The sequence below is a fragment of the Paenibacillus sp. JCM 10914 genome, assembly GCF_001315105.1.
GTDB lineage: Bacteria > Bacillota > Bacilli > Paenibacillales > Paenibacillaceae > Paenibacillus_AQ.
The window spans coordinates 134,996-157,025 of record NZ_BAZR01000005.1 but is presented as its reverse complement, the minus strand read 5'-3'; the positions used below and the strand labels follow the sequence as shown (position 1 = coordinate 157,025).

The following is a 22,030-nucleotide window of genomic DNA, read 5'->3' as shown; positions in this document are numbered from 1 at the left end:
GGGCTCTGCTATCATACCCCCTCTTGAAGCAACCGTTGTTATTTGAAGATTTGTTTGACGACGCCCTTGCCGTCTTCAACCTCAATTTCCGCGTACGCACCGTTAACAAAGGTGATCTGCGGCGGAACATGACCACAATCCATATCGTAGACAATCGGAACCTGCAATTCTTCATATAATTCACGATATATGTCCTCCGCAGTATAATCGTTTATCGGTTGGTTGGCACCGCTTCTTCCGAATAGCACGCCCGTACAATGATCAAACCAACCCGCCAGCTTCATCTGCACCAGCGAAGCGATCTGCGTAAATCCGTGGTTGATAGCTCGCAATTCTCTAAGTACCACAGAATCGGTTCGTTATGGATATGATGCTGCTGGAATTGTTGTACATCGCCGAACGGCGTGCCGATGAGATGCCGGATCACATCGATGCAACCGCCAAGCAAGCGCCCCTGAAGTTCGACGCGCGTGTCTTGAACCGTCCGCCAATAGGTCGGCTCTGTCAGGTGATATACGTAGGGCGACGGATTATCGTGATCCCAAGCCTTCTGATACTCGGGCGATGAATATTGGATGATGGATTCGCCTGCTCCGGTCGATAAGACGGCGTGCCACTTCGCTGACGTCGCGTCGGAAGACTCTCCCCTTAACTCGATGAGATTGGTGCCATGAGCCGTGGCAATACCAGTCTTTAAGGTGAACGCCAACAGCAGCACGCTCAGATCGGAGTAACCCAGAAGCCACTTGCTCTGAAAATATTCGAAATCCAGATGTTCCAAAATCTCGATCAGAAGCTCACCGCCCCAAGGCGGGATAACTAGGCTAATCTCAGCATCTCTCATCATGTCGTTCAATTCGGCAGCACGGACCCTTGCAGGTGCAGACTTGGCTTTGTCTTGCGTCCAAATCGTCTCTCCGCAGATGACGTTGAATCCTTCCAGCTTCATACGTTCGATCGAACGTTCAAGCAGATCATGCAATTCCGTCTGTACCCCTGACGAAGGGGCAGTTATGCCAATGGTGGCTCCTGCTTGCAATACCGGGTATCTCATCCATTCACTCCTCCTCGCCTATTATGGTAATGACATGATTATACCATCATGAGGATCAGAAGCAGATCCAACATACATGTCGTGATCAACTTCTGCTATGATTACAACTCCTATTCCACAATCAAGCCATACGCCGAAATCTTCCGGATCCGTCGTGCAGCGAATATCGAGATCACATAGGCAAATAGTACAATCGCCACGCACAACAGCATCATCGAGGGAATATGAACTTTAAAGATTGCATTCGAAACTCCCACATTATAGAGCAGCATCGACAGAAGCGGATTCGTTCCGAAACTTCCGAGTACACCACCCAGAAAGACGCCAAGGGCAACAACAGGCACAAAGCTTAACGCAATCTGCGTCATCAACTGAAACGACGTATAGCCCATCGCTTTATAAATTCCAAAGTCACGCTTCCGCTTGAGGATCACCGTCTGTATAACGAGGTACAGGATAAGACTCACCACAATCATCGTCACCAGCAGAACGACCGTCATCAGCGATGTGATGGCCGAGCTGTAAGTCGACATTTGGGCATCGCCGAGCTCCCGGTAATTCTCCAGCAACGAGATTCTCCCTGCAAAATCCCGACGCAACTGCGCAATGAAGTCATCCACCGCAACGCTTCCGTCCAAATACAAATGGAGACTCCCAATCTCGTAATCAGGACTCAATTGCTGCATGCCAGCCAATGTCGTAAAGGCCACACGCCCGCCGTTGTTCATCGTCTGCGTCAGACCGGTTACCAGGTATTTTCCCGATTTCCCTGCCATCTTAACCTCTACCGTATCCCCAATCCCTCGATTTAACAGGTCAGACATCACGCCCGTAATGACCACCTCATTCTCATACTGCGGCATTCTTCCCTTATACGCAGCCAGGTTCTCCATCGCACGATAGTCATCTGAAAAAAAGACCGCCATCTCCTCCCCCTCCAGATTAAGGACGGCAATATCCAATTTGTTCGTCTTTTGGACATCCGGCAGAAGGGCTAAATCCGCAAACAAGGCTTCCGTATCCGTATCCGGATGTGCATGCACGATCACATCGGACATCTCGCTGCCGAACATGTTGTACAGTGCATTTTTATCCACGGACAGGTTGTAGTACATAATGACCGAGAACACAGAGGCAAAAGTAACGCCTGCCATAATCACAGCCACAATCACGTTTTGCTTCATATTGGAAGCAAGCGACTTGAGGGCAAGCAGGACCTGCAATCCTCCCCTCGACTTGTCGAGCGGGACATGGTTCTTGCGAAAACTATGGGTACGGATTCCGCCCCGCAGCGCAACAACCGGAGGCAAGTTCTTGATCCCGCGGCTTGCAAGCCAAGTCACGAGCAGCACCAAGGCCAATACCAGCAGCAGGCTGACGATATCGAGGCCAGGCTGGAATCCTCTCTTCCAACCAAGGCCTGCCAAACTCGACAAGAGGCTGTTGATCAAAGGGGAGACCGCATAAGAAAATCCCGTTCCGAGCAGGGCGCCCACAACACCGATCATCATAAATTGAACCTGCATCGAGGCGGTAATCTGCCTGCTCGTATAGCCGAGTGCTCCCAGAGCCCCGATGTTCACCATCTGGTCCTCTATACTGTTCACAACGCGGAATCGGATGACAATGAGCGCCACGATCACGATAATCCAGGCAAAAGCGCCAAGCAGCATCGCGAAGATGCTGATCATCATCGTGCTTGTCATCGACATTCCGGCATAATCCGTCACGTTCGTATGAAAGATGGCATTCCCGCCAGACAGCTCCACATCCGTCTGATTTTCAAAATCACGCAGCAGCTGCGAGGATTGCTCAGGCTCCTCCATTCTTACCGATAGCATCGTACTGCCTGCAACGGTACCAATCTGCTCCTCAAGCTCTCCGTAAGCAGCGCCGGGCAAGAAAAATTTCAACGTACCGGCGTTCACCATCCCATATACCGTAGATTCAAAATACCCGGAAACCACATAGCTGTGCTCCATATTCATATAGCGAATCGTCAAGGTATCACCGAGCGCATATCCCCCTTCCTTCAAGGGAAGAGGGATATAGATCGACCGCTCGGAAGGAGTCGGCCATGACTCTACCAACGCCAGTGGCGCAATACCCCGCGATTGATCCATATTGAGAACAGCGGCACCCAGTCCAAATTCACCCTTGCCCATCTGGAAGTTGGCCTGCCCCATGTAAATCATGCTTTCCGCTTCGACGTCCAGCACGCCAGCTTCATTCTTGATAAATTCCGCATACGCCGGTTTATATTTCTCGCTCTGCATAATCACAACCGCATGCGGGCCCTGCATTTCTTCAACCTTATCCAAGAAGAACGGTTTTACTTTCATAAATATGCCAAGTCCTACGTTAAGCAGCATCGTTGCCAGCAGGATCAGCACAACGAGGGATATAGCAGATCCTTTGCCCTTACGGATATTGGCAGCAGCCAGATTCAGAATGTTCATGCTCACCACCCCATCCCAGACAGGAACGCATTCAGTTGTACCTGTCTCTCCGTCTCATCATCCGTGCCATACGCAGCGAGTCTCAATTCGCCGCATACGACGCCGTCACGCAAATACAGGACGCGGCTGCCCCGCATGGCTGTTTTGATATCATGGGTCACCATAACGATGCTCTGCCCGCTGCTGTTCACTTCCGTCAAGATATCCAAGACGCTGCTGCTGGAAGCGGAGTTTAAGGCACCAGTCGGTTCATCCGCAAATACGATTCTTGGATCGTTAATCAATGCCCGCACAATACCTGCACGCTGCGCCTCACCACCGGACAGCTGGGAAGGAAATTTCCCCCACGCGCCTTCGTCCAAGCCGACGCGGTTAAGCAGTTGCTGGGCTTTTTCGATGACGGATTTCTTGTTACGATTAAGCAGCATGCCACTCGCCAGCACATTATCCAGCACACTCATATTGTCCAGCAGATAAATATGCTGAAACACGAAACCGCAGTGGTCCCGGCGGAACACCGCCAGTTGATCGTTGCTCAGCTTCGATATATTACGCTTCTCGAAATGGATCTCCCCGAGCGTGGGCTTATCCATGCCGGATAGCGCGTATAATAAGGTGGATTTTCCCGATCCGGAGCTGCCCATAATAACGGTGAAATCCCCTTCTATGATCTGTAGATCAAGGTTTTTCAGTACATGCTGCTGGTGCCCTCCCCGGGAAAATGTTTTACATAGCTTTTGCGTTGATATGATGATCTCTGACATAAGGACCCACTCCTATACGTGAAATAAGACTGTAACGAATAATTACAGCCTTATCATACAAAAACAGTTCTTAATGGAGCTTTGTCTGTTTCTTAACGGTTTCTTAATTTGTCTTTTATTCATCACTCCGCATGCGGATTATTCCTGCAATCTCTGTTGACCTCTAATTTCTTGAATGAAATTTAGCAAGGCTGAAATTAGAGGTCAAAGGAGACCGCTTCGCTTTTCCGGAACAATTCCGCCTGCTCCGTTGAAGCACTGAATAGCGATCAAAATCGCACCTTAAGCCAACCGGATCTTGAGGGTAACGGTAAAACCATCCTCACGGTTATGACAGGAGATGTCACCCTGCATCTGATTCATAAGATGCTGGGCTATATAAAGTCCTAGCCCGGAACCCGCTTGTCCGTCCGCATTGCTTCCCCTCTTGAACTTATTGAACAGGAGCGGAATCTCTTCCTTATGTACACCCGGACCGTCATCCAGAATCTCGACGTCCAAATAGCCGTCCTTCAATTGACAATCGATGCGCACCGGCGTGCCCGCATATTTATAGGAGTTGCTAATGACATTATCGAAGACCTGCTGCAATCTTCTCGTGTCGGTTAAGATCATGACATCCGGAATGGAGCTGCAGGTGATTTTATCGTAATAATTCACGTTCTCCACCATGTCGGTAATGACAGCGCTGTATTCCTCGGATAGTGTCACACTCAGCTCCTCAAGTTCTTCCAAGGTGGCATGGAACATGTCGGTCACGAGCAGGTCGATCTGTTCAGCCTTGTTATGTATGGTCCTCAGCTGCTTCTGCTGTTTGCCATCCTCCGCTAATACAAGCATCAGCTCACTCACCGCTTTAATGGAAGACAACGGCGTCTTGATGTCATGGCTAAGGCTCGCCACGAGCTCCTTCTTACTGCGGTTCGCTTCATATTCACTCTGCCGTGCAGCGGCAAGCTCCTCCCGCATCAGGTCAAAGCTTTCGCTAAATGCGCCGAACCAATTGTTACGATCCATCTCCAGCGGAACTTCCAGTTGACCCTTTGCTACCTGGTGCGCAAAATGCTGCAGCTTCCGGAACGGACGGACCACCGTACGATTAATATAGATAAGATATAGAACACAGAGTGCGGCAAGCAGCAAGTAAATGATCATGGCCGTTGTGAATAGCTGCTTCGCTGCTTCCTCTGCTGCATGTCCACTATTATTCGGGATGATGACCTTGCCGATCGGCGTATCGCCCTGCATCACATCAACCACGGTGTCCCGGTGGCGGATGGCCTCGTGCACGGATGAAGTCAGGCCCTCTCGGGTGCTAAATAATGTTTGTTCATCCAAGCTGAGCACGGTAAAGTCCAGTGTACGACCGCTGAAATCAGCTCGATCCAGACTGCCCCAGTGCAGCTCGGCTTCCTTCACGATTTCGTTAACGGCAATCATATCGACCCCTGTGTCCCATTCCGTGCGTTCCATGAACCACCAGGACAATAATCCCCCGCCAGCAAGGATCACCATCATGATCACTACCATAAGCTTTATTCTCATAGATCTCGGTCCTCAAACACATAACCGATACCCCAAACGGTTTTGATATATTGCGGATGGTTGGGATTATCCTCAATCTTCTCCCGCAAATGACGGATATGTACATTCAGCGTGCCGTCACCGGTAATGACATCGCCCCATACTTTCCGGAACAACTCTTCCTTGGTTACGACCCGATTCTTGTGCTCTAGCAAATAAGAGAGCAGCTTGAATTCAAGTGGCTTTAATCGGATCTCCTCCCCGTGGACGCGCACGCGGCACAAATCTTGATCGATGATAAAGGTCTCTGGTTGCAGTGGTGCCTGCCCTGACGTCCCCTCCGTTACCGAATGGGTTTCATACCTTCTCAGCACAGCCTTTACCTTGGCCAGCAGCACACTTAACGTATATGGCTTATGTATGTAATCATCGCCGCCAATGTTCAGGGCAATGAGAATGTCGTCATCACTTGAACGCGCACTGATGAACAGAATCGGCACCTGCGTCGTTATCCGCAGCTGCTTGCACAGCGCAAAGCCTGAGTCCGTCCCCAGATTAATATCCAATAAAATCAATGAAACTTCATGCTCTTCTAGAAAAGTCAAACACGCCTCCGCGTTAGTAACATAAGCTGATCTAACATCAAACATATTGAAATATTCACTTGTGGTTTCGGCCAGTTCCAGCTCATCATCAATAATAAGACAATCATACTTCATGTGTTCGCTAACTCCATTCCACGGCATTCGCTTCCATTTCCTATATTCTACAATAGAAAGGAAGGAAAGTCGGAGGATTTCTTTGCAATAATTATGCGGTATATATAAAGCCCCCTCCTAGTCTACAACAGGAGGAGGCTTCTCAACGCGCCGCTTATGCTATTCATGTTCATGAGATTGCATTCTTGCTGTCCTTCCAAATATCAATGCCCATCTCGCCGAGAACGCTAACCGCCTCTTCGACTGGTAGCTTAGGGAGTTTAAACTCATGATCGATGACCTCGCGAATCTCCGCAAGATCCGACAACACGCGCTTTTCGACCGTTCCATCAATATGGCGGATACTTAATACATTATTGACCAGTGACAAAGAGCGCTTCTGATCCAACTGCCACAACTGGCAACGCAAACCCGAAGTGAACAAATCATTGGGCTTGAAATATTGCCGGATCGCAGGTTGGAAATCGTCAAAGCTGTATTCTTCCCTTGTGTCGAAGGACCAGATCAAATCTGTCAGCAATTCGCCATCTACATAACGATAGTACGTATAGGTTCCAGGCTCATCGGCTGGACGCAATCTTACCTGAATACCTGCATACTCCGACACTTGATTCGGATCGGTCTCCAAGCAAACGGGTTCGAAAAAAGGCGCAGCGTTCCCGCAATCCACGTAAACCTCCTCGCTTTCGCTCGGCAGACGAACAAGCAATCCAACATGCCCTCCGCCCAGAAACGTATAACGGGTTTGGAACCCCAGCTGGTTCAACAACTGATGGAGACTGCTGTTGATCATATAACATGTTCCTCCCATGTTAAACCGCAATAGCTGATCTACAAACCTCTTCTCATCTTGCCTAAGACTCCCCCTTTGATGATACTCATGAAATTGAAGCAGCGTACTAATGTTCTCAAAGGGAATCCGATTATGATGTGCGGTGCATATTTCGGTCAAATACGCATACGATGGTTCCTTTAACGTAATTTGAATGTATTGCAGGTAATCGCTGGCCCATTGAGGTAATTGTTCTTGATCCGTCATTATGTTCACACTCCTTCTGCGATATTGCATGGTATGCCTTTTATTCTAAAGATAATTTCAAATGAACGCGTCATACGTAAGACTACATAATGAATACACAAATGGTCTTACTCCTGGGTAGATCTTCTACGACTAAAGTCTACTATGCATTGCTTCTTGCGGCATCCACTGATTTCTCGTGATTTAAGAGCCATTGTTTGCGAGACAGTCCTCCTCCGTAACCGCCTAACTCGCCACTCGTATTGATCACACGATGACATGGAATGACAATCGCCAGTTGATTGGCACCATTCGCTTGGGCAACGGCACGATAAGCAGTAGGTTTCCCCATCGCTGCTGCAATCTTGCCATATGAAGACGTTTGACCGGGTGAAATTCGTAGCAAGTGGGCCCAGACCTCTTTTTGAAATGGCGATCCTAACAGAAACAAGGGGGTCTTAAATTCCGTCAATTTCCCGTCAAAATACTCAGCCAATTCACGCTCAATCGAGCGAATAGGGGCCGTGTAGCCCGGAATGATCGCCGACTTGGTTCTCAGCCTAAGACGTTCAACCTCACGCTCCAAGCCCCTTCGGTCTACGAATTCCAGCAAATGCAGCGCTTCTTCATCTGCGATGGCAATCATCGGTCCCAGACGCGTATCAAGCCAGGTTGCTCTTAGCACATGGTGATGCCCGGATCGGGTGGGCGCTGCGCCCATAATCCGCGAAAAAGCGTCCCTGAAGCCGCTGCTGGATTCGTATCCTGTCGACAGCTGCGCATCGATGACAGCATGCCCCTCTCGGATTTGCTTCAAGGCAAGTCCCATCCTCCGGGCTCGTGCATACTCTACAAAGGTCATCCCGAACCGTTTTTTAAATTGGCGTCTTGCCGTTGAAGCATCCACGGACAGCTTCTGAAAGTCCTGGTTGGTCCATCTCTTCTCCGGATTCTCCTCTACCGCATCTACAAGCAATCGGACCAGATCGGACACCTGATTGGGATGCGAAAGCGGACGGCATCGTTTACAGGGGCGGAAGGAAGCAAGCAGCGCTTCTTCTGCCGTCTCATAAAATTCGCAGTTCTCGATCTTGGGCTTCCTCGCCGGGCAAGTCGGGCGGCAGAATACGCCGGTTGTCTTCACACCTACGTAAAAAACGCCTTCGTATTCGGTTTTTTTATCCAGCAGCGCCTGGTAATATTCCTCTTGATTCACGGCTGATATCATATTTGCACTCCTTCCCGTTTCGTTTTTATTAAGAACATGTACCTTGTCTTTTGTATACTTATTATATTGCTTTGTCACACATGACGTAGCCGAAAATCGTGCACGAATTTTTCCAATCAAAGAAAACATTGAATTCACCGACATTGGGTGTTGTCAGCGAGCAAAACCCCCCCGTCCGATGAATCGGACGGGGGGGTCATAAACAAATATTGTTCCAAGTCTATTCCTTTACGTTTAACCTTTAATGGACCCTGCTACCATGCCCTTCATTATCTGCTCCTGCAAGATCAGATACGCTACGATGGTAGGGATAACCGCGATCGCCATGGCTCCCATCGTTAGTGCGTAATCTGTACCGAAGCCATCCGAGAACAAGGACAAACTCAGCGGCAATGTCTTCAATGCCTGTGTATTGATAAATACGAGGGCAAAGGAGAAGTCATTCCAGAATCGCAGGAACGCGAGAATGGAGATCGTCGCAATAATTGGTGTGCAGAGCGGCAGAATCATTCGGCCGAATATTCCCCAATAACCGCTGCCGTCAATCATCGCTGCCTCTTCGATTTCTCTCGGTATCGATGACATGTAAGCCATGGCCAGGAAGATTGCGATCGGCAGTTCAAACGCCGTATACGGCAGGATAAGCGCACCGTACGTATCAAGCAATCCAATATTCTTCATCATGATGAACAATGGAACCAGTGTGCTGTGGATCGGAATCAACAGTCCCATCGTAAACATCACCACGACAACCTTCTTGAACCGGAACTGGAACCGGGACAGTACATACGCGGCAAGAACACTGAGCAGAATGGTCAGAATGACAGCCGTAATCGTAACAACGGTTGAGTTCAGCATCGCTCTACCCATATTCCCGAGTTCCCATGCCCGGAATAAATTCTCTGTCATCCATTCGGTCGGCAATCCGTAAGGGTTGTTGAAGAAGTCCTGATTCGATTTAAACGCGCTTGTAAACAGCCAGTACAAGGGATAGAGCGTAACAATCGCATACACGATCAGCAGCAATTTTACGAGCCCGGTCAAACCCTTCTGTATTACTCTCTTGTTTGATGCGTTGGCGGTTCCGGTCGTCTGTGAGTTCACATCGCTCCCTCCTTCATGTTAACTTGACTTTCTGCGCGTTGCGAAATAATTGATGGCGATAAGAATGGCACTGACCACCATAATCATCGTGGAGACGGCGGAGCCGTATCCGTATCGATACACGCTGAACGTGCTGTTATACATGTACGTGGCAAGCAGCTCTGTCGATTGCGCCGGACCGCCGCCTGTCATGACGATGACATGGTCGAACGCCTTCAAGCTTCCGGAGATACACAGCACGATCGTAACCACAACCGTATTCCATACCATCGGTAATGTGATGTTCTTGAGTTTGTTCCACCCGGTAGAACCGTCGATCTTGGCCGCATCATGAATTTCCGGCGAAATATTTTGCAACGCCGCAATAAAGATGACGAGATACGGACCAATATTCGCCCAGTTAATCGGGATGGAAATCGCCAGCATGTTCACCTTCGGATCGGACAACCAAGCCCGAGTCCAGGATTCGAGGCCCAGCATCTCCAGCACATAGTTGGCTATTCCGAACTGTGGATGATAGATATAGCCCCAGATCAGACCTACGACGACCGTCGACAGTACCATCGGCATGAACACCGCAGATCTGATGAACCGGGAGAAGAATGAATTTTTGAACAGCACGATCGCCAGGATCAGTGCAATGGGAACCTGACCGATAATGGATGAGACGACCAGAATCAGGTTGTTCCTTAGCGCCCGCCAGAAGATCGGGTCCTTGAACATTTCAACATAGTTATTAAATCCGATAAAGGTGGCATCCCCGAAGCCCTTCCAGCTGAAAAATCCATAGTATGCCGACCAGAAGACCGGAATGATGACGAATATTAGAAACAGCAGCAGCGCAGGAAGAAGCGCTATGGCTATAAATCCTTTGCTTCGCATTGCTGTAGGCATGGCAGCCTCCTCCTCCCTCCTAATCCTATTACCTTGAAGTTATATGTCTTTATGGAGTTTTGGATCTGGCTTGCGCGTCCTGCAGCTTCTGAGCCACGCCTTCAACCGCACCGCCCATCATGATTTCTTGCAGACCATTGTTGATCACTTCTGCCGCTTCTGCGGACAGATAGGCGTCGTATACAGGTGTAACTGGTGTTTCTTTTACCAGATTAAAGGCTTTGTAATACAACGGTGTTACTTTTGCTTCATCAATATCCGTATTGTACATTACCATGGAGTTGCTCTCCGCGATCGCTTTCTGTGCCTCAGGTCCGCTAACCGCATAGATTAATTCCAGCGCCAATTCCTTAGCTTTCCCTTCGGTTCTGCTGCTCAGTGCCAATCCGCCGCCTGCGCCGCCGGTAATGGTGTTACCTTCACCCTTGCCGCCTGGAATTTCGGGCAGAACGCCTACTTCAATATCCTGCATCTGCTCCTCAGTGGAAGATGCTGCAAGGTTAGTCAGTGTCCAAGCTCCGCTAATCATCATCGCCGCATTACCTTGGATGAAATATTGCTCTGCTTGGGTGTTATCGATACTGTTCGCACCCTCTTGGAATGCCTTATTGTCTACGAGCTCTTTGAAGTATCCGAGTGCGTCGATAAATTCAGGATCCGTGAACTTAGCACCGTCTTGTGCTGCCGCATTCATAAACCAGTCTGTTCCAGTCACGCGATCCGCGATCGAACCGATGATGGTGGATTGCGCAACCCATGGTGCTTTGTTGCCCAGGGCGATTGGCGTAATGCCATTATCGTTAAACGTATTTACAGCGGTCATCATTTCATCCCATGTTGTTGGAACTTTGACGTTATGCTGTTCAAACAATGCTTTGTTATAGAAAAAAATGGAGGTTGCCGACATGCCGAGCGGAGCTGAATAGATTTGACCGTCTTCGAACTCATACGGATCGAATGCTCCCGGCAAGAAATTGTCTCTCCACTCCGAATTCTTATCCAGAACTTCTGTAATAGGTTGAAGCAAATTAGCCTGATGCAGTTCGGCCGACTGGCTGCCTGCATATACGAAGAATACATCCGGCATTTCGTTCGCAGCAGCTACGGTGCTCAAACGTTGGCGATAACCATCTGGTGGGATCGCTTGTGCATCCAGCGTTACTTCCGGATGGTCCTGAGCAAATTGATCGATAAAGCTTCTTACAGACTTCGCACGCAGATCGTCCCCGGCAAAGTTATGCCAGATCGTCAATTTAACCTTGTCCTGCTTACCTTCGTTACCTCCACCTTGTTCACTGCTTTGCCCTCCACCGCAAGCGGCAAGAATCAGTGTCATCATTAGCAGTACAAGACCTATTTTACGTTTTGGTCTCATGGTCAATCCCCCTTTAGAAATACAGTCGTGTTGAAGCATCTTCAGATGATTAGTCCAAGTATAAAAGAGGATGTAACGCTTACATAGGGGATATAATTCAGTCCGTAGAGGGACAAAATTCAGGATTTGCCCGATACTCGGATGGGGTCAAACCCGTAAATTTCTTGAACAAGCGGTTGAAATACTTGATATCCTCGTAACCGATCTCATTGGCAATCTCGCTGATCTTGGCGGGTGTCTCCTTCAACAGCGTCATGGATTTACGCAGCTTAGCATGCGTAACAAATTCAATGTAGTTCTGGCCGGTTTCCTTCTTGAACATTTCGCTGAAATAATTGGGATTCATGTGGACATGCTTAGCCACTTGCTGTAGTGATAGACTTTGGCCAAGATGCTCATGGATATAAGTAATAGCTCTTTGAGCAGGACTTGTTGTGGATACCATATCGCTGTACTGCTTCATGATCAGCTCAAGGGAATCATAGAGTACCTTGGCCGGCGTCTTGGTCAACTGACGAATATCATAGGTCTCCTCTACGTTCACGGGGACCGAATAGCCGATGGAAATCGCTGCTCTTTCCAGCCAGCGCTGCGCGGAGACGAGCAGGGAGTGCAAGTAAGCCTGCACGCTTCCTGGTGTGGCTTGATCCTGAAGCCGAATGCGGCCCAGCAGTTCCTGGATCCAGGACTTCAAATGGTCCGTATGTCCAGCACGCAATAGTGAGGATAGCTCTGCCTCTTCCTCCATGGAACAGACGGTCCGAATCCCTTTGCGGCCCTCGATATCCTCGTATCGAATACGTAACTCCTGGCCTAACAGCCACTCATAAGAACTTGCTTCCACCGCCGTATTCAATGCCAGGTTCAACTCACGGGCATTCCTAACTGGATGGCCACCGGCCGCGAAGATTCGACATTCATACTGCTCCTCCAACCTGCGGAGAACCGAATCGATTCTCCCCCATCCGCTATCCTGATGTGTGCGAATCAGCAACAGAAGTGAACCGTTCCACTCCAGCCATGCCCCCTGCAATTCTTCCGCAAGTTCAGCCCCCATAGTGCTGTGTCTTTCTGTGGACACCGTTTGCTCCGAGTCCGTCGGATTCTGGGTGTAGATGAAGAGTATCCAGATCTGGAGACAGGAATGCTGCTCATTCAGGCTCAGTTCGGGGAACCGTTCCCATAGTTCTGCTTCCGCTTGTCCATCCAGTGGAGAGCCGGAGACCAGCAGTCTTCTTAGAAATCCGCGGTTAACCACCATTTCCTGTGCTTTGCCCTTGGCCTGATTCTGTCTGCGCTGCAGCAGTCGCTCTCTCGCCTGTACGGCAGCTTCGATGATCTCCCCGGGCCGACTCGTCTTAAGCAGATAATCGCTTACCCCCTCCCGCATCGCTTGCTGGGCATAGGCAAACTCATCGAAACCCGATATAACGATGATCTCAATCTCGGCAAACTGCTCCTTCACACGACGTGCCATCTCCAGTCCGCTAATTCCGGTCATTCGAATATCCGTAAAGACGATTTCCGGCAATTCAAGGGGAATACGCTGAAGAGCCTCTTCTCCAGACGCTGCAGGCGCGAGCATCGTAAAGCCGTTATCCGTCCAATTGATTACTGTGCTCAAACCATTACGTATAATCACCTCATCATCTACGATCATGACCTTCATTGTTCTCATCCCCTTCCTTAGTCAAGTGGTTTTTGTCCGATTGCTGCTCTGCCACCGGCTCGATCACAGGTATGGTAAACATTACTTGCGTCCCGAGTCCTTCTGTACTATCTACATGCAATCCCGCATCCTTACCGTAATGAAGCAGCAACCGCTTGTGAACGTTCCGCAGGCCGTAACTACCCTTCTCCGTCGATTCACCACCATACTGCGTCATATGATCTAACAATTGATCCTGGAGCCAGGCCAGACGCTCTGGCGTCATCCCGATTCCGTTGTCCTCCACGATAAAATGGATTCCTTGCTGATCCTGATATCCGTGAATGGTAATATTGCCCTTGCCATCCCTGTTCAAGATACCATGCTGCATCGAGTTCTCGACCAGCGGCTGCAGCAGCAGCTTCAACATCATATGATGCTGTAGTCCTTCTTCCAATTGAACCTCGAACAAGAATTTATCCGGATAGCGAATCGCCTGGATATTAACATAATGCTGAACATGCATAATCTCTTGCTGCACGGAACAATATTCTTGACCATTGTTAAGGCTGAACCGCAAGAAATCGCTGAGCGAGCCCACCATTTCGGCAATCTTGACGTCCTGGTTCATGAGAGCCAGCCAGTGAATGGACGAGAGCGTATTATAGAGAAAATGCGGGTTGATCTGCACCTGAAGCGCATGCATGTCCGCTTCCTTCTTCAGTGACTCATTAAGCTTCACTTCATCGGTCAATTTGACGATCCGTGAGCTAAGCTTGTTATAACTGATGATCAGTTGTCCGACTTCGTCGATCGACTTGACAGGAAGCGCGGGCAGCGGCTCCTCCGGACTCGAGTTCTTAAGGAAACGGGTCAGGATCGATAACGGATTCGTAATCTTCTGGATGAGGAACAGAACAAGGATAATAACAAGCAGAATGGCGACCGTCACCGCGACAGCCGTCAGCTTGAGAAAATATTGGTTCTGCGAGCGGTATTCCTGTGAAGGAATGATACCGACAAGCTTCCAATTCACGCTGGACATATTTTTATATAGAATCGTCTTTTTGTTGCTTCCCTCGCCGTAATCCAGGTTACCGCTCAGTCCTTCAAACTCACCGATAGACGGATAATAGTCCGATAAGGTTAGATTCGTCTCCATGTCAGGCGGTCCGGCAATAATACGGTTATTCTCATCCAGCAATAGCACGTACCCACTCTTCTCCAGCACGGCTTGTCTGATCTGATTGGCGATAATGCCTGATCCAAATTAATCTGCAGATTGCCAATAGGCCTGTACTTATCCGTGCTTCGAATCGGCCGGGCTAACGTGATCACTTTTCTCACGCCTTCAAAGGTCCATTGCCTGTGCACGTAAGACCACCACTTCGCATGCTCCTCGTAGTAATTCGGATTGTCTTCTGTGATATTACGAAACTCCGACCGGACAAGCGACTTATGCGAGATCGGATCCTTGCTCCCGAGCGGCTCCACGATAATGTTGGCAATATAATCCTTGGAGAATGCCAGGTTGGTGAGAAAGTTGATAATCGTGGTCTGCTGAATGTAATTACTCTCCGAAGTTTTGAGATAGGACTGCACTCCTGTATGTCCAATTAGAAAAAGCGAGATATTCTCAACATCCTTCACCATCGTGTCCAGATATGCTTCCAATTGACGCAGGGTATTCATACCGGTGATCTTTGCCTTCTCCTCCGTCAGACTCTCGGCCATGTTGAAGGCGAAGAATCCAAGGAACAAGAGCGGCACCAACGTGGCAATGATAATAAGCAAAGATAATTTATGCTTTAACGATTTCCCAAGCCATTGCTGCATGATAACACCTCATTTAAAGACCATATGGAATGGGCTTGTTAAGTAACTTAACATTGAATGCGTTTACTTGAAAAATCAAATGCTCAAATGTTTATCGGGTGTAAGGTTTATTAACTATCTTAGAGGAATCCAAAGACTCAAGTAAATGGTAATAAAGACCTACATATCGCGCGAGGTGACGACCATCGCGGAAGAGAGAATTCCGACGATGACAGCGTATTTCTGTCCAATCCATACTGTATGTGCCTACGAGAAGGTAGCCTTAGGCCGGTTGAGTTATTGAATATAACCCGCGCATAAACGAAGTTAAGCGACTTATGCACGCGTGCTTATTCCTTATACGAGATTCAAACCATATGAATCGAAATACATTAAATGAATAGGTATTAAGAACTATATTCATTCGCATTTTTACTGTTCTGCTGTTCCAAGAGGTTTGCAACAAGGGCATTTATCTAATGAACCAAAAATTCTGGGAGAACTATACAATTCCTCCAGACCGTATGTTACATTAAATGATGTTCATTATTTTCCAACTGGGGGTTGTTTTATAATGAGTATCAAACCTTCCTTAAAATCCGCTTATGGCAAGTATGCCATTCCTGATGTTATTCATCGTCTGCACCAACTCCATCGCTACTACACGGATCAAGGTTTTGACATGAGCACAATCGGTTTTCGAATGTTGGATTCCTATACTCCCTATTCCATTACGCCTCCTGATCTAATCCCCTTTGCCGACACCGGCGGAGACGGGATTCATTTCGGGTTCTTGACAAATTTCGGTAAGGTGCCGAATCTGGAGAACGCCCCCATCGTATGTGTAACACCAACGAACGATCCCCCTATTCGACTAATTGCCCGTAATTTGGTCGAGTTTCTGGTTTATCCATCTCGGTTCCGCATGTGGAGCATCTTGAATCCTGGTGGTCATGTGACCGTGACCAAGAGGAGTACAAGCTAAGAGAAGAGGAGGCTTACGATGCAGATCTGTCATTCGAGTTCCTTCGCACTCGAAATGAAATTTTCGCGCGACTGCGCCATGATTTCGGGGCTAATCCCAAGCCCGTCCTTCCCTATATAAACGAACTATTGAGAGAGCATGAGACGGTACCGAATCTAATGACCTTCGATGGGTTAGGGGTTTACGGGGTAGCCACTGCACATGAGCCATACGCATTCGATCCACGCCGCTCCGAAGATGACGACGAACTCAACCGCATGCGCAACTATCTTGATACTGTTGGCAACATGGACGCCAAGCTGGCCTTTATACGCGACGCCAACTATTGGTACGTTCTCGACCGATACCACCCCTCTCCTCTCTCAGTACTGTTGCGGGAACTGATGTTATCCCTTGAGCTTAGGGATGAGGTGACCCGCATGTTCGACATTAGAGAAGAGTAACTTATGACAAAAGGGGGGAACACGAAATGAGTTCAACATCTTCGATGATGACGATCTGGTCTGCATTTTACTTCATTATCAACGGACTGTTTATGCTGCTTGGGTTATATGCCCTCTACCTGCTAATTAAACTGCTCATTCGAGCAATCACAGCCGTAGAGCTTTATATTGACGAGAAGAAAAATCGTCGTTTGTAAAATTTGCTCGCAGTGGGATTTACAACTACCATTTTTATTATCTAGTCCAAGCGCAAAGCCCGCGTACCTATTCGGGCTTTTCCACGCGAGCTCGTGTCAGCTGGTTTCTTCATCTATAGGAATGTGATAGATTTAATGGATACTAATTTCATTCTCTCTTAGGAGACTGGTTCAATTATGAATTCAAATACAATCCTAGACGATATACAATGGCAAACTCTGATTCAACAGACGGCGGCCACGTTCAGTGACGTTACAATCAAACGGGGCTTTCAATACTACAAACAGGGCCGTATCGCCGAGAGCGAGATAGACCACACGGCTGACGGAATTGTTAATGCGACCGTAGATGGATCTGAAACGTACCGGGTTGAGCTTTATGTTCATGCCTTGGACGATAGTCATTGCAGTTGCCCGGTTCAAAGCGGCTGCAAGCATATGGTGGCGGTATTGCTCGATTATGCCAACCGGCAAGGTCGATCCATTCACGCTCTGGTCAACGCACATTCTACTCTATACACTGCCACGTCCTACTCAAGGGATGGGCTAAGCCAGACTGAAGATAAGCCGCTGCCAGCCGGTGCGATGAAGTGGAAAGAAAAAGCGGACAGGTTGCCTGAGATGCCTGTTTCAGAGTGGCACGATCTGTTTGAGATCTGCACGGCGTCACTTGGAAGCAACACCCAGAATTCTTTTTATGCCAAAAATGCACTCGCCTCCCTCCATCATATCAAGCCGCCATTAACAGCCAACTTGGATACCTTGTTCGACTTCCATGCGCTGCTCTTTGTGCTCGGCAAGCTGGTAAAGCCTCCGGGCAATGTATGGAATTCATCCGGGTCATATATCGGTTACCATACGCAGATTGCAGCCGATCACGTGGTGGCCAAGCTGGAGGAGTTGTTCAAGGAAGCGATCAAATATGAGTCGGCTGACCCTTCGTGGGGACAGCTACTCGCTGAAACGATCGAATATGTGAGACGTAACATGCTGCTTGAACAGAAAAACCGCAAATTCTATACCAAGTGTACGCTGGGATGTGGATGAACTGGATCTATCCGAATGTTCAACATGAGCGCCATGCCTTCCAGACAGAGTTAAATCAATTGGAATCGGCAGAAGCGGAGCTGGCTCAGTCCCTTTCCCCATCGAGCTTGATGATTGCCCGGAGCATGATGCATCTCTTTTTAGAAGAGGACCGGGAAGCTTTGGATTTACTGCGGCAAGCCGAACAATCCGCCCCGCTCCCGCAGGCTTTCTCATCAATTGGTTTCAAATGCTGTATGACGCGAACCAATGGAATCGGCTCGCCAGATGGTTATCGGAGATCAGCCCGCTGCTTGGCAATCAACGAAACGCGGCGCTAGCCGGTTACCAGCACTACTGGAACGAGGTCGTGAACCATCTGCCGGAAGCAGCGGATATGATGTGGGACAGCTTGGTTACGATGCTCCCATCATCCAAGGATATCTATCAGGAAGCTTTAATCGATCACGGCAAATGGCGGGAATGGATGGATTATCAGCTTAGCACTGGCGTGGAGCCGTTAGAACTACGGGTTAGTGAGCTGGCTCCGATCGAGAAGCATGCGCCGGAGCTGCTGCTCCCCTTCTATCATCAGGCGGTGGAACGCTACATTCTGCATAAGAATCGGGCTGGCTACAAAGCAGCCGTGAAGCTGCTCAAACGCCTCGCCAAGCTGTACAAGAAGCTGAAGCAGCAGGAGCGCTGGGAAGGGTTCATCCTGTCGTTATCGGTACGTAACAGCCGCCTGCGCGCATTACAGGAAGAGCTCCGGAGAGGAAAGCTGATAACATGAGCAGACATACCACAACCATTACCGTGCACATGGCATTAAGTGAATACGGTGATGCCGTCATCTACGGCTCGACCGTCATGAACGGCTATGTGTCCGGACAATATCTCAAACACCGTTTGTTCGCCTGGCATGAAGAATCGTTCTTCGGAACCGAACTAACGGTCCAGACCGTCTCCGACATGGAGGTCATCATCCTGCCGGCTGAGCAAGTGCTTGGCTTCTTCGCAGAAGGCCGTTTATTGGAGCATATCGAATGGGTCTGGGATGCCGATTGCCTTCCTTTCATTCAGATCGCCCCCTCATTGGCAGCATCAATCAAAGACAAGCAATTCATGCCGAGCTTCAGCGCTTTTCGAGCCGGCAAGCTTCAGTGGGAATGGGATACGCAATGCTTCCATTCTGAAGAACAAGTACTGCTCGACGCTCTCTGCTCCGATGAAATCTGGCATGAAGGCTTGCACGCAACCTACTCCGCGGCAGTACACAACTCTTGTTACGGAAGTGAGGAAGCTGCTGCCGATCTGCGCCGGGAATTCCCACTGCTCTTCTCAGGAAACCGAACGGGCGTCGAGGGCATGGATGCCCGTTCCTGGTTAATTGCTATCGGTTGGCGAGCAGATACCGCGCCCTTCCGTCCGCTGCTTCAACTGCTGGAACCTGATGATGAAGCTGAAGACTGGCGCCTTAGGCTCGTGCTGCAGAACAAAGAAGATGCTGCTGATCTTGCGGCCGTACGCCTTAGCGCGGACGGGGAAGCTTTGGGAACTTGGCAAGAAGCATGGACTCCTCACATTCTGGAACGGTCACCGGGATGGCTCCAAAGTCTGCGGGCCATTCTGCCAGATCGATATTTGTATGACACGGGTGAACAAGTGCTCAACAAGCCGCTATCCGACGAAGCGGCATGGCAATTCTTGACGATGGACAGCCAGCGTCTGCTTGATTCAGGCTGGCTCGTATTGCTCCCGGCCTGGTGGGAAGCCGCAAGTCGGAAGAAACCCAAGCTGCGGGCCAAGGTGCACGCCGGCGAAGGAGATAACCGGGAGCGCAGTAGCGGCGGGTCCCTGTTCGGACTGGACGCACTCATTAACTTCGATTGGCGTATAGCATCGGAGACACGACCTTGACCGAGGCCGAATTCGCTGAGCTGATCGCCCGGAACGAGCGGCTGGTCCGCTTCCGTGGCCAATGGATTCCGCTCGACCCCGGACTCGTCGCCCAAATTCGGCAGATGATGGCCGGCATCGACCGGGAGGAAGGGTTATCCTTTCAGGACATCCTTCATTTGCACCTGCTTGCGGGTGGCGATGAATCAGAGCAAGCACAACGCTCAGATTCTGAACCGCCGTCGGATGATCCTGAACGGGTGCAACTGGAAGTTGAGTTGAACGAGCATTTCATGAAGCTCATCCGGCAACTCGGAAGTCACAGCGAATGGCCAAGCCTTCCCGTACCACGTGGCTGAAGGCCGAACTGCGGACGTATCAACAGGATGGATTCGCCTGGCTCTCCTTCCTCAGACGATACGGCCTTGGTGCGTGCCTTGCCGACGACATGGGTCTCGGGAAGACCGTGCAATTCATTGCGTACTTGCTCCATATGAAGGAAGAGAATATGGAACGTCGGGAATCCAGACGTCCCTCCCTCCTGATCTGCCCCACCTCCGTGCTGGGTAATTGGCAGAAGGAGCTTGCGCGCTTTGCACCATCGCTTGATGTCATGCTCCATTATGGAGGCAAGCGCAGCAGCAGCGAACAATTTGCACAAGAAGCCGCTCAAGCCGATATTGTCCTGACGTCCTATGCAACAGCTACGCTGGACCAAGACTTGCTGCGGGATATGAAGTGGGAATCCATCGGGATCGACGAAGCACAGAACATCAAGAACGCGGATACGAAGCAATCGGCTGCAGTACGCAGCTTCCCCGCCAAGCACCGCGTCGCACTGACCGGTACGCCGATCGAGAATCGGCTCTCCGAGCTGTGGTCGATCTATGATTTCATAAACCCGGGTTACCTCGGCAGCTTGCGAGCTTTTAACGTACGATTTATTCAAGCGATCGAGAAGGATCGAAACGAACAGCGCACCGCCGACCTGCAAAAGCTGATCAAACCGTTCATGCTCCGGCGCAAGAAGAAGGATCCCGCGATCCAACTCGATCTGCCGGAGAAGAACGAAATGAAGACCTATATCCACCTTACAGCCGAGCAAGGGGCGCTTTATGATCAGACCGTCAATCAACTTCTGGAGCGGATGAAAAAACTGGAGGGCATCGAACGCAAAGGCGCTATTCTGGCTGCCCTTACCCAGTTCAAACAGCTATGCGATCATCCTGCCCTGCTGACGAAGGAAGCCCTGCCTGCTTCCATGGAATCCGCTGATCTGCTCGATACGGAGCTCATTGTTAACCGCTCTGCCAAGCTTGAACGCCTCCTCTCCATGGTGAAGGAGTTGCGGGATGAAGGGGAACGCTGTCTGATCTTCACGCAATATATCGGGATGGGCGAGATGATGCAGCGGGTGCTGCACCAAGAGTTGAAGGAGCCGGTGCTCTACTTGAACGGCAGTACGCCGAAGAAGACCCGTGACCGGATGATTGAGCAGTTCCAATCCCAGACGCTGCCGCCGGAGGAACAACCGAATGTGATGATCTTATCCATTAAGGCCGGCGGAGTCGGACTTAATCTGACAGCGGCGAATCATGTCTTCCACTATGACCGCTGGTGGAATCCCGCCGTCGAGAACCAAGCCACCGACCGGGCTTACCGGATGGGCCAGACGAAAGATGTACAAGTGTACAAATTCATCTCTTTGGGAACGCTGGAGGAGCGGATCGATGAGATGCTGGAGAACAAGCAGCAGCTTAGCGATCAGGTGATTTCCAGCAGCGAAGGCTGGATTACCGAGATGTCCACCGATGAGCTGAAGGATCTCTTCACGCTGCGTCGAGACTGGGGATAGCGAGACATAAAAGTATAAGCCCG

General features: G+C 49.7%; 18 protein-coding genes and 2 pseudogenes. 7 read left to right on the top strand and 13 right to left on the bottom strand.

Translation table 11 applies throughout. From position 1 onward, the window contains the following. Positions 1–38: 38 nt before the first annotated feature. The 13 genes and pseudogenes from JCM10914_RS09220 to JCM10914_RS29960 all read right to left on the bottom strand — a co-directional run bounded on the left by JCM10914_RS09220 (position 39) and on the right by JCM10914_RS29960 (position 15,623). Positions 39–1,054, bottom strand: a pseudogene (locus JCM10914_RS09220) (S66 peptidase family protein). Positions 1,055–1,164: 110 nt separating this feature from the next. Then, positions 1,165–3,513, bottom strand: coding sequence for an ABC transporter permease (locus tag JCM10914_RS09215; protein ID WP_023959926.1), 2,349 nt, complete (start codon positions 3,511–3,513; stop codon positions 1,165–1,167). Between the two features lie 2 nt (positions 3,514–3,515). Continuing rightward, entirely contained in the window at positions 3,516–4,277 is a 762-nt protein-coding gene (locus JCM10914_RS09210) for an ABC transporter ATP-binding protein (RefSeq protein ID WP_023959924.1), read from the bottom strand. Between the two features lie 282 nt (positions 4,278–4,559). Beyond that, entirely contained in the window at positions 4,560–5,822 is a 1,263-nt protein-coding gene (locus JCM10914_RS09205; protein WP_036717499.1) for a HAMP domain-containing sensor histidine kinase, read from the bottom strand. Beyond that, entirely contained in the window at positions 5,819–6,520 is a 702-nt protein-coding gene (locus JCM10914_RS09200; protein ID WP_023959920.1) for a response regulator transcription factor, read from the bottom strand. The genes JCM10914_RS09205 and JCM10914_RS09200 overlap by 4 nt, the downstream gene beginning before the upstream one ends. Before the next feature lie 169 nt (positions 6,521–6,689). Next, positions 6,690–7,559, bottom strand: a complete 870-nt coding sequence (locus JCM10914_RS09195) for an arylamine N-acetyltransferase (RefSeq protein WP_023959918.1) — start codon at positions 7,557–7,559, stop codon at positions 6,690–6,692. Between the two features lie 142 nt (positions 7,560–7,701). Beyond that, positions 7,702–8,766 (bottom strand): bifunctional transcriptional activator/DNA repair enzyme AdaA, encoded by a 1,065-nt coding sequence (locus JCM10914_RS09190; protein WP_023959917.1) that lies wholly within the window; start codon positions 8,764–8,766, stop codon positions 7,702–7,704. A gap of 234 nt (positions 8,767–9,000) precedes the next feature. After that, positions 9,001–9,870, bottom strand: a complete 870-nt coding sequence (locus tag JCM10914_RS09185) for a carbohydrate ABC transporter permease (protein WP_023959915.1) — start codon at positions 9,868–9,870, stop codon at positions 9,001–9,003. An 18-nt stretch (positions 9,871–9,888) separates the two neighbouring features. Beyond that, the gene (locus JCM10914_RS09180; protein WP_023959913.1) at positions 9,889–10,764 is read right to left on the bottom strand and encodes a carbohydrate ABC transporter permease; all 876 of its coding nucleotides are present in this window, start codon (positions 10,762–10,764) and stop codon (positions 9,889–9,891) included. 49 nt (positions 10,765–10,813) lie between these two features. Continuing rightward, entirely contained in the window at positions 10,814–12,139 is a 1,326-nt protein-coding gene (locus tag JCM10914_RS09175; RefSeq protein ID WP_023959910.1) for an extracellular solute-binding protein, read from the bottom strand. A 97-nt stretch (positions 12,140–12,236) separates the two neighbouring features. After that, positions 12,237–13,808: a response regulator gene (locus tag JCM10914_RS09170; RefSeq protein ID WP_036717496.1), complete on the bottom strand. Its 1,572-nt coding sequence runs from the start codon at positions 13,806–13,808 to the stop codon at positions 12,237–12,239. Continuing rightward, on the bottom strand, positions 13,786–14,997 hold the full coding sequence (locus tag JCM10914_RS09165; RefSeq protein ID WP_231638591.1) for a histidine kinase: 1,212 nt from the start codon (positions 14,995–14,997) through the stop codon (positions 13,786–13,788). Before JCM10914_RS09165 ends, JCM10914_RS09170 begins: the two co-directional genes overlap by 23 nt. Further along, positions 14,934–15,623, bottom strand: a complete 690-nt coding sequence (locus JCM10914_RS29960; protein WP_023959904.1) for a hypothetical protein — start codon at positions 15,621–15,623, stop codon at positions 14,934–14,936. The genes JCM10914_RS09165 and JCM10914_RS29960 overlap by 64 nt, the downstream gene beginning before the upstream one ends. A gap of 553 nt (positions 15,624–16,176) precedes the next feature. Here JCM10914_RS29960 and JCM10914_RS09160 point away from each other — a divergent pair. The 7 genes and pseudogenes from JCM10914_RS09160 (at position 16,177) to JCM10914_RS09145 (ending at position 22,007) form a co-directional block, all read left to right on the top strand. Continuing rightward, positions 16,177–16,587 (top strand): hypothetical protein, encoded by a 411-nt coding sequence (locus tag JCM10914_RS09160; protein WP_023959902.1) that lies wholly within the window; start codon positions 16,177–16,179, stop codon positions 16,585–16,587. 158 nt (positions 16,588–16,745) lie between these two features. Then, positions 16,746–17,030 carry a hypothetical protein gene (locus JCM10914_RS09155; RefSeq protein WP_036717494.1) on the top strand — a complete coding sequence of 95 codons (285 nt, stop codon included), beginning with the start codon at positions 16,746–16,748 and terminating at the stop codon, positions 17,028–17,030. A gap of 26 nt (positions 17,031–17,056) precedes the next feature. Beyond that, on the top strand, positions 17,057–17,227 hold the full coding sequence (locus JCM10914_RS29225) for a hypothetical protein (protein ID WP_023959900.1): 171 nt from the start codon (positions 17,057–17,059) through the stop codon (positions 17,225–17,227). A 177-nt stretch (positions 17,228–17,404) separates the two neighbouring features. Beyond that, a complete protein-coding gene (locus tag JCM10914_RS29955; RefSeq protein ID WP_023959898.1) occupies positions 17,405–18,274 on the top strand; it encodes an SWIM zinc finger domain-containing protein in 870 nt (289 codons plus the stop codon). Continuing rightward, positions 18,265–18,594, top strand: a complete 330-nt coding sequence (locus JCM10914_RS29950) for a hypothetical protein (RefSeq protein WP_231638590.1) — start codon at positions 18,265–18,267, stop codon at positions 18,592–18,594. The genes JCM10914_RS29955 and JCM10914_RS29950 overlap by 10 nt, the downstream gene beginning before the upstream one ends. Then, complete coding sequence (locus JCM10914_RS29945; protein WP_023959896.1) at positions 18,504–19,046, top strand: hypothetical protein; 543 nt, start codon at positions 18,504–18,506, stop codon at positions 19,044–19,046. The genes JCM10914_RS29950 and JCM10914_RS29945 overlap by 91 nt, the downstream gene beginning before the upstream one ends. Beyond that, positions 19,043–22,007: pseudogene (locus JCM10914_RS09145) on the top strand (DEAD/DEAH box helicase). Before JCM10914_RS29945 ends, JCM10914_RS09145 begins: the two are co-directional and overlap by 4 nt. Positions 22,008–22,030: the final 23 nt, after the last annotated feature.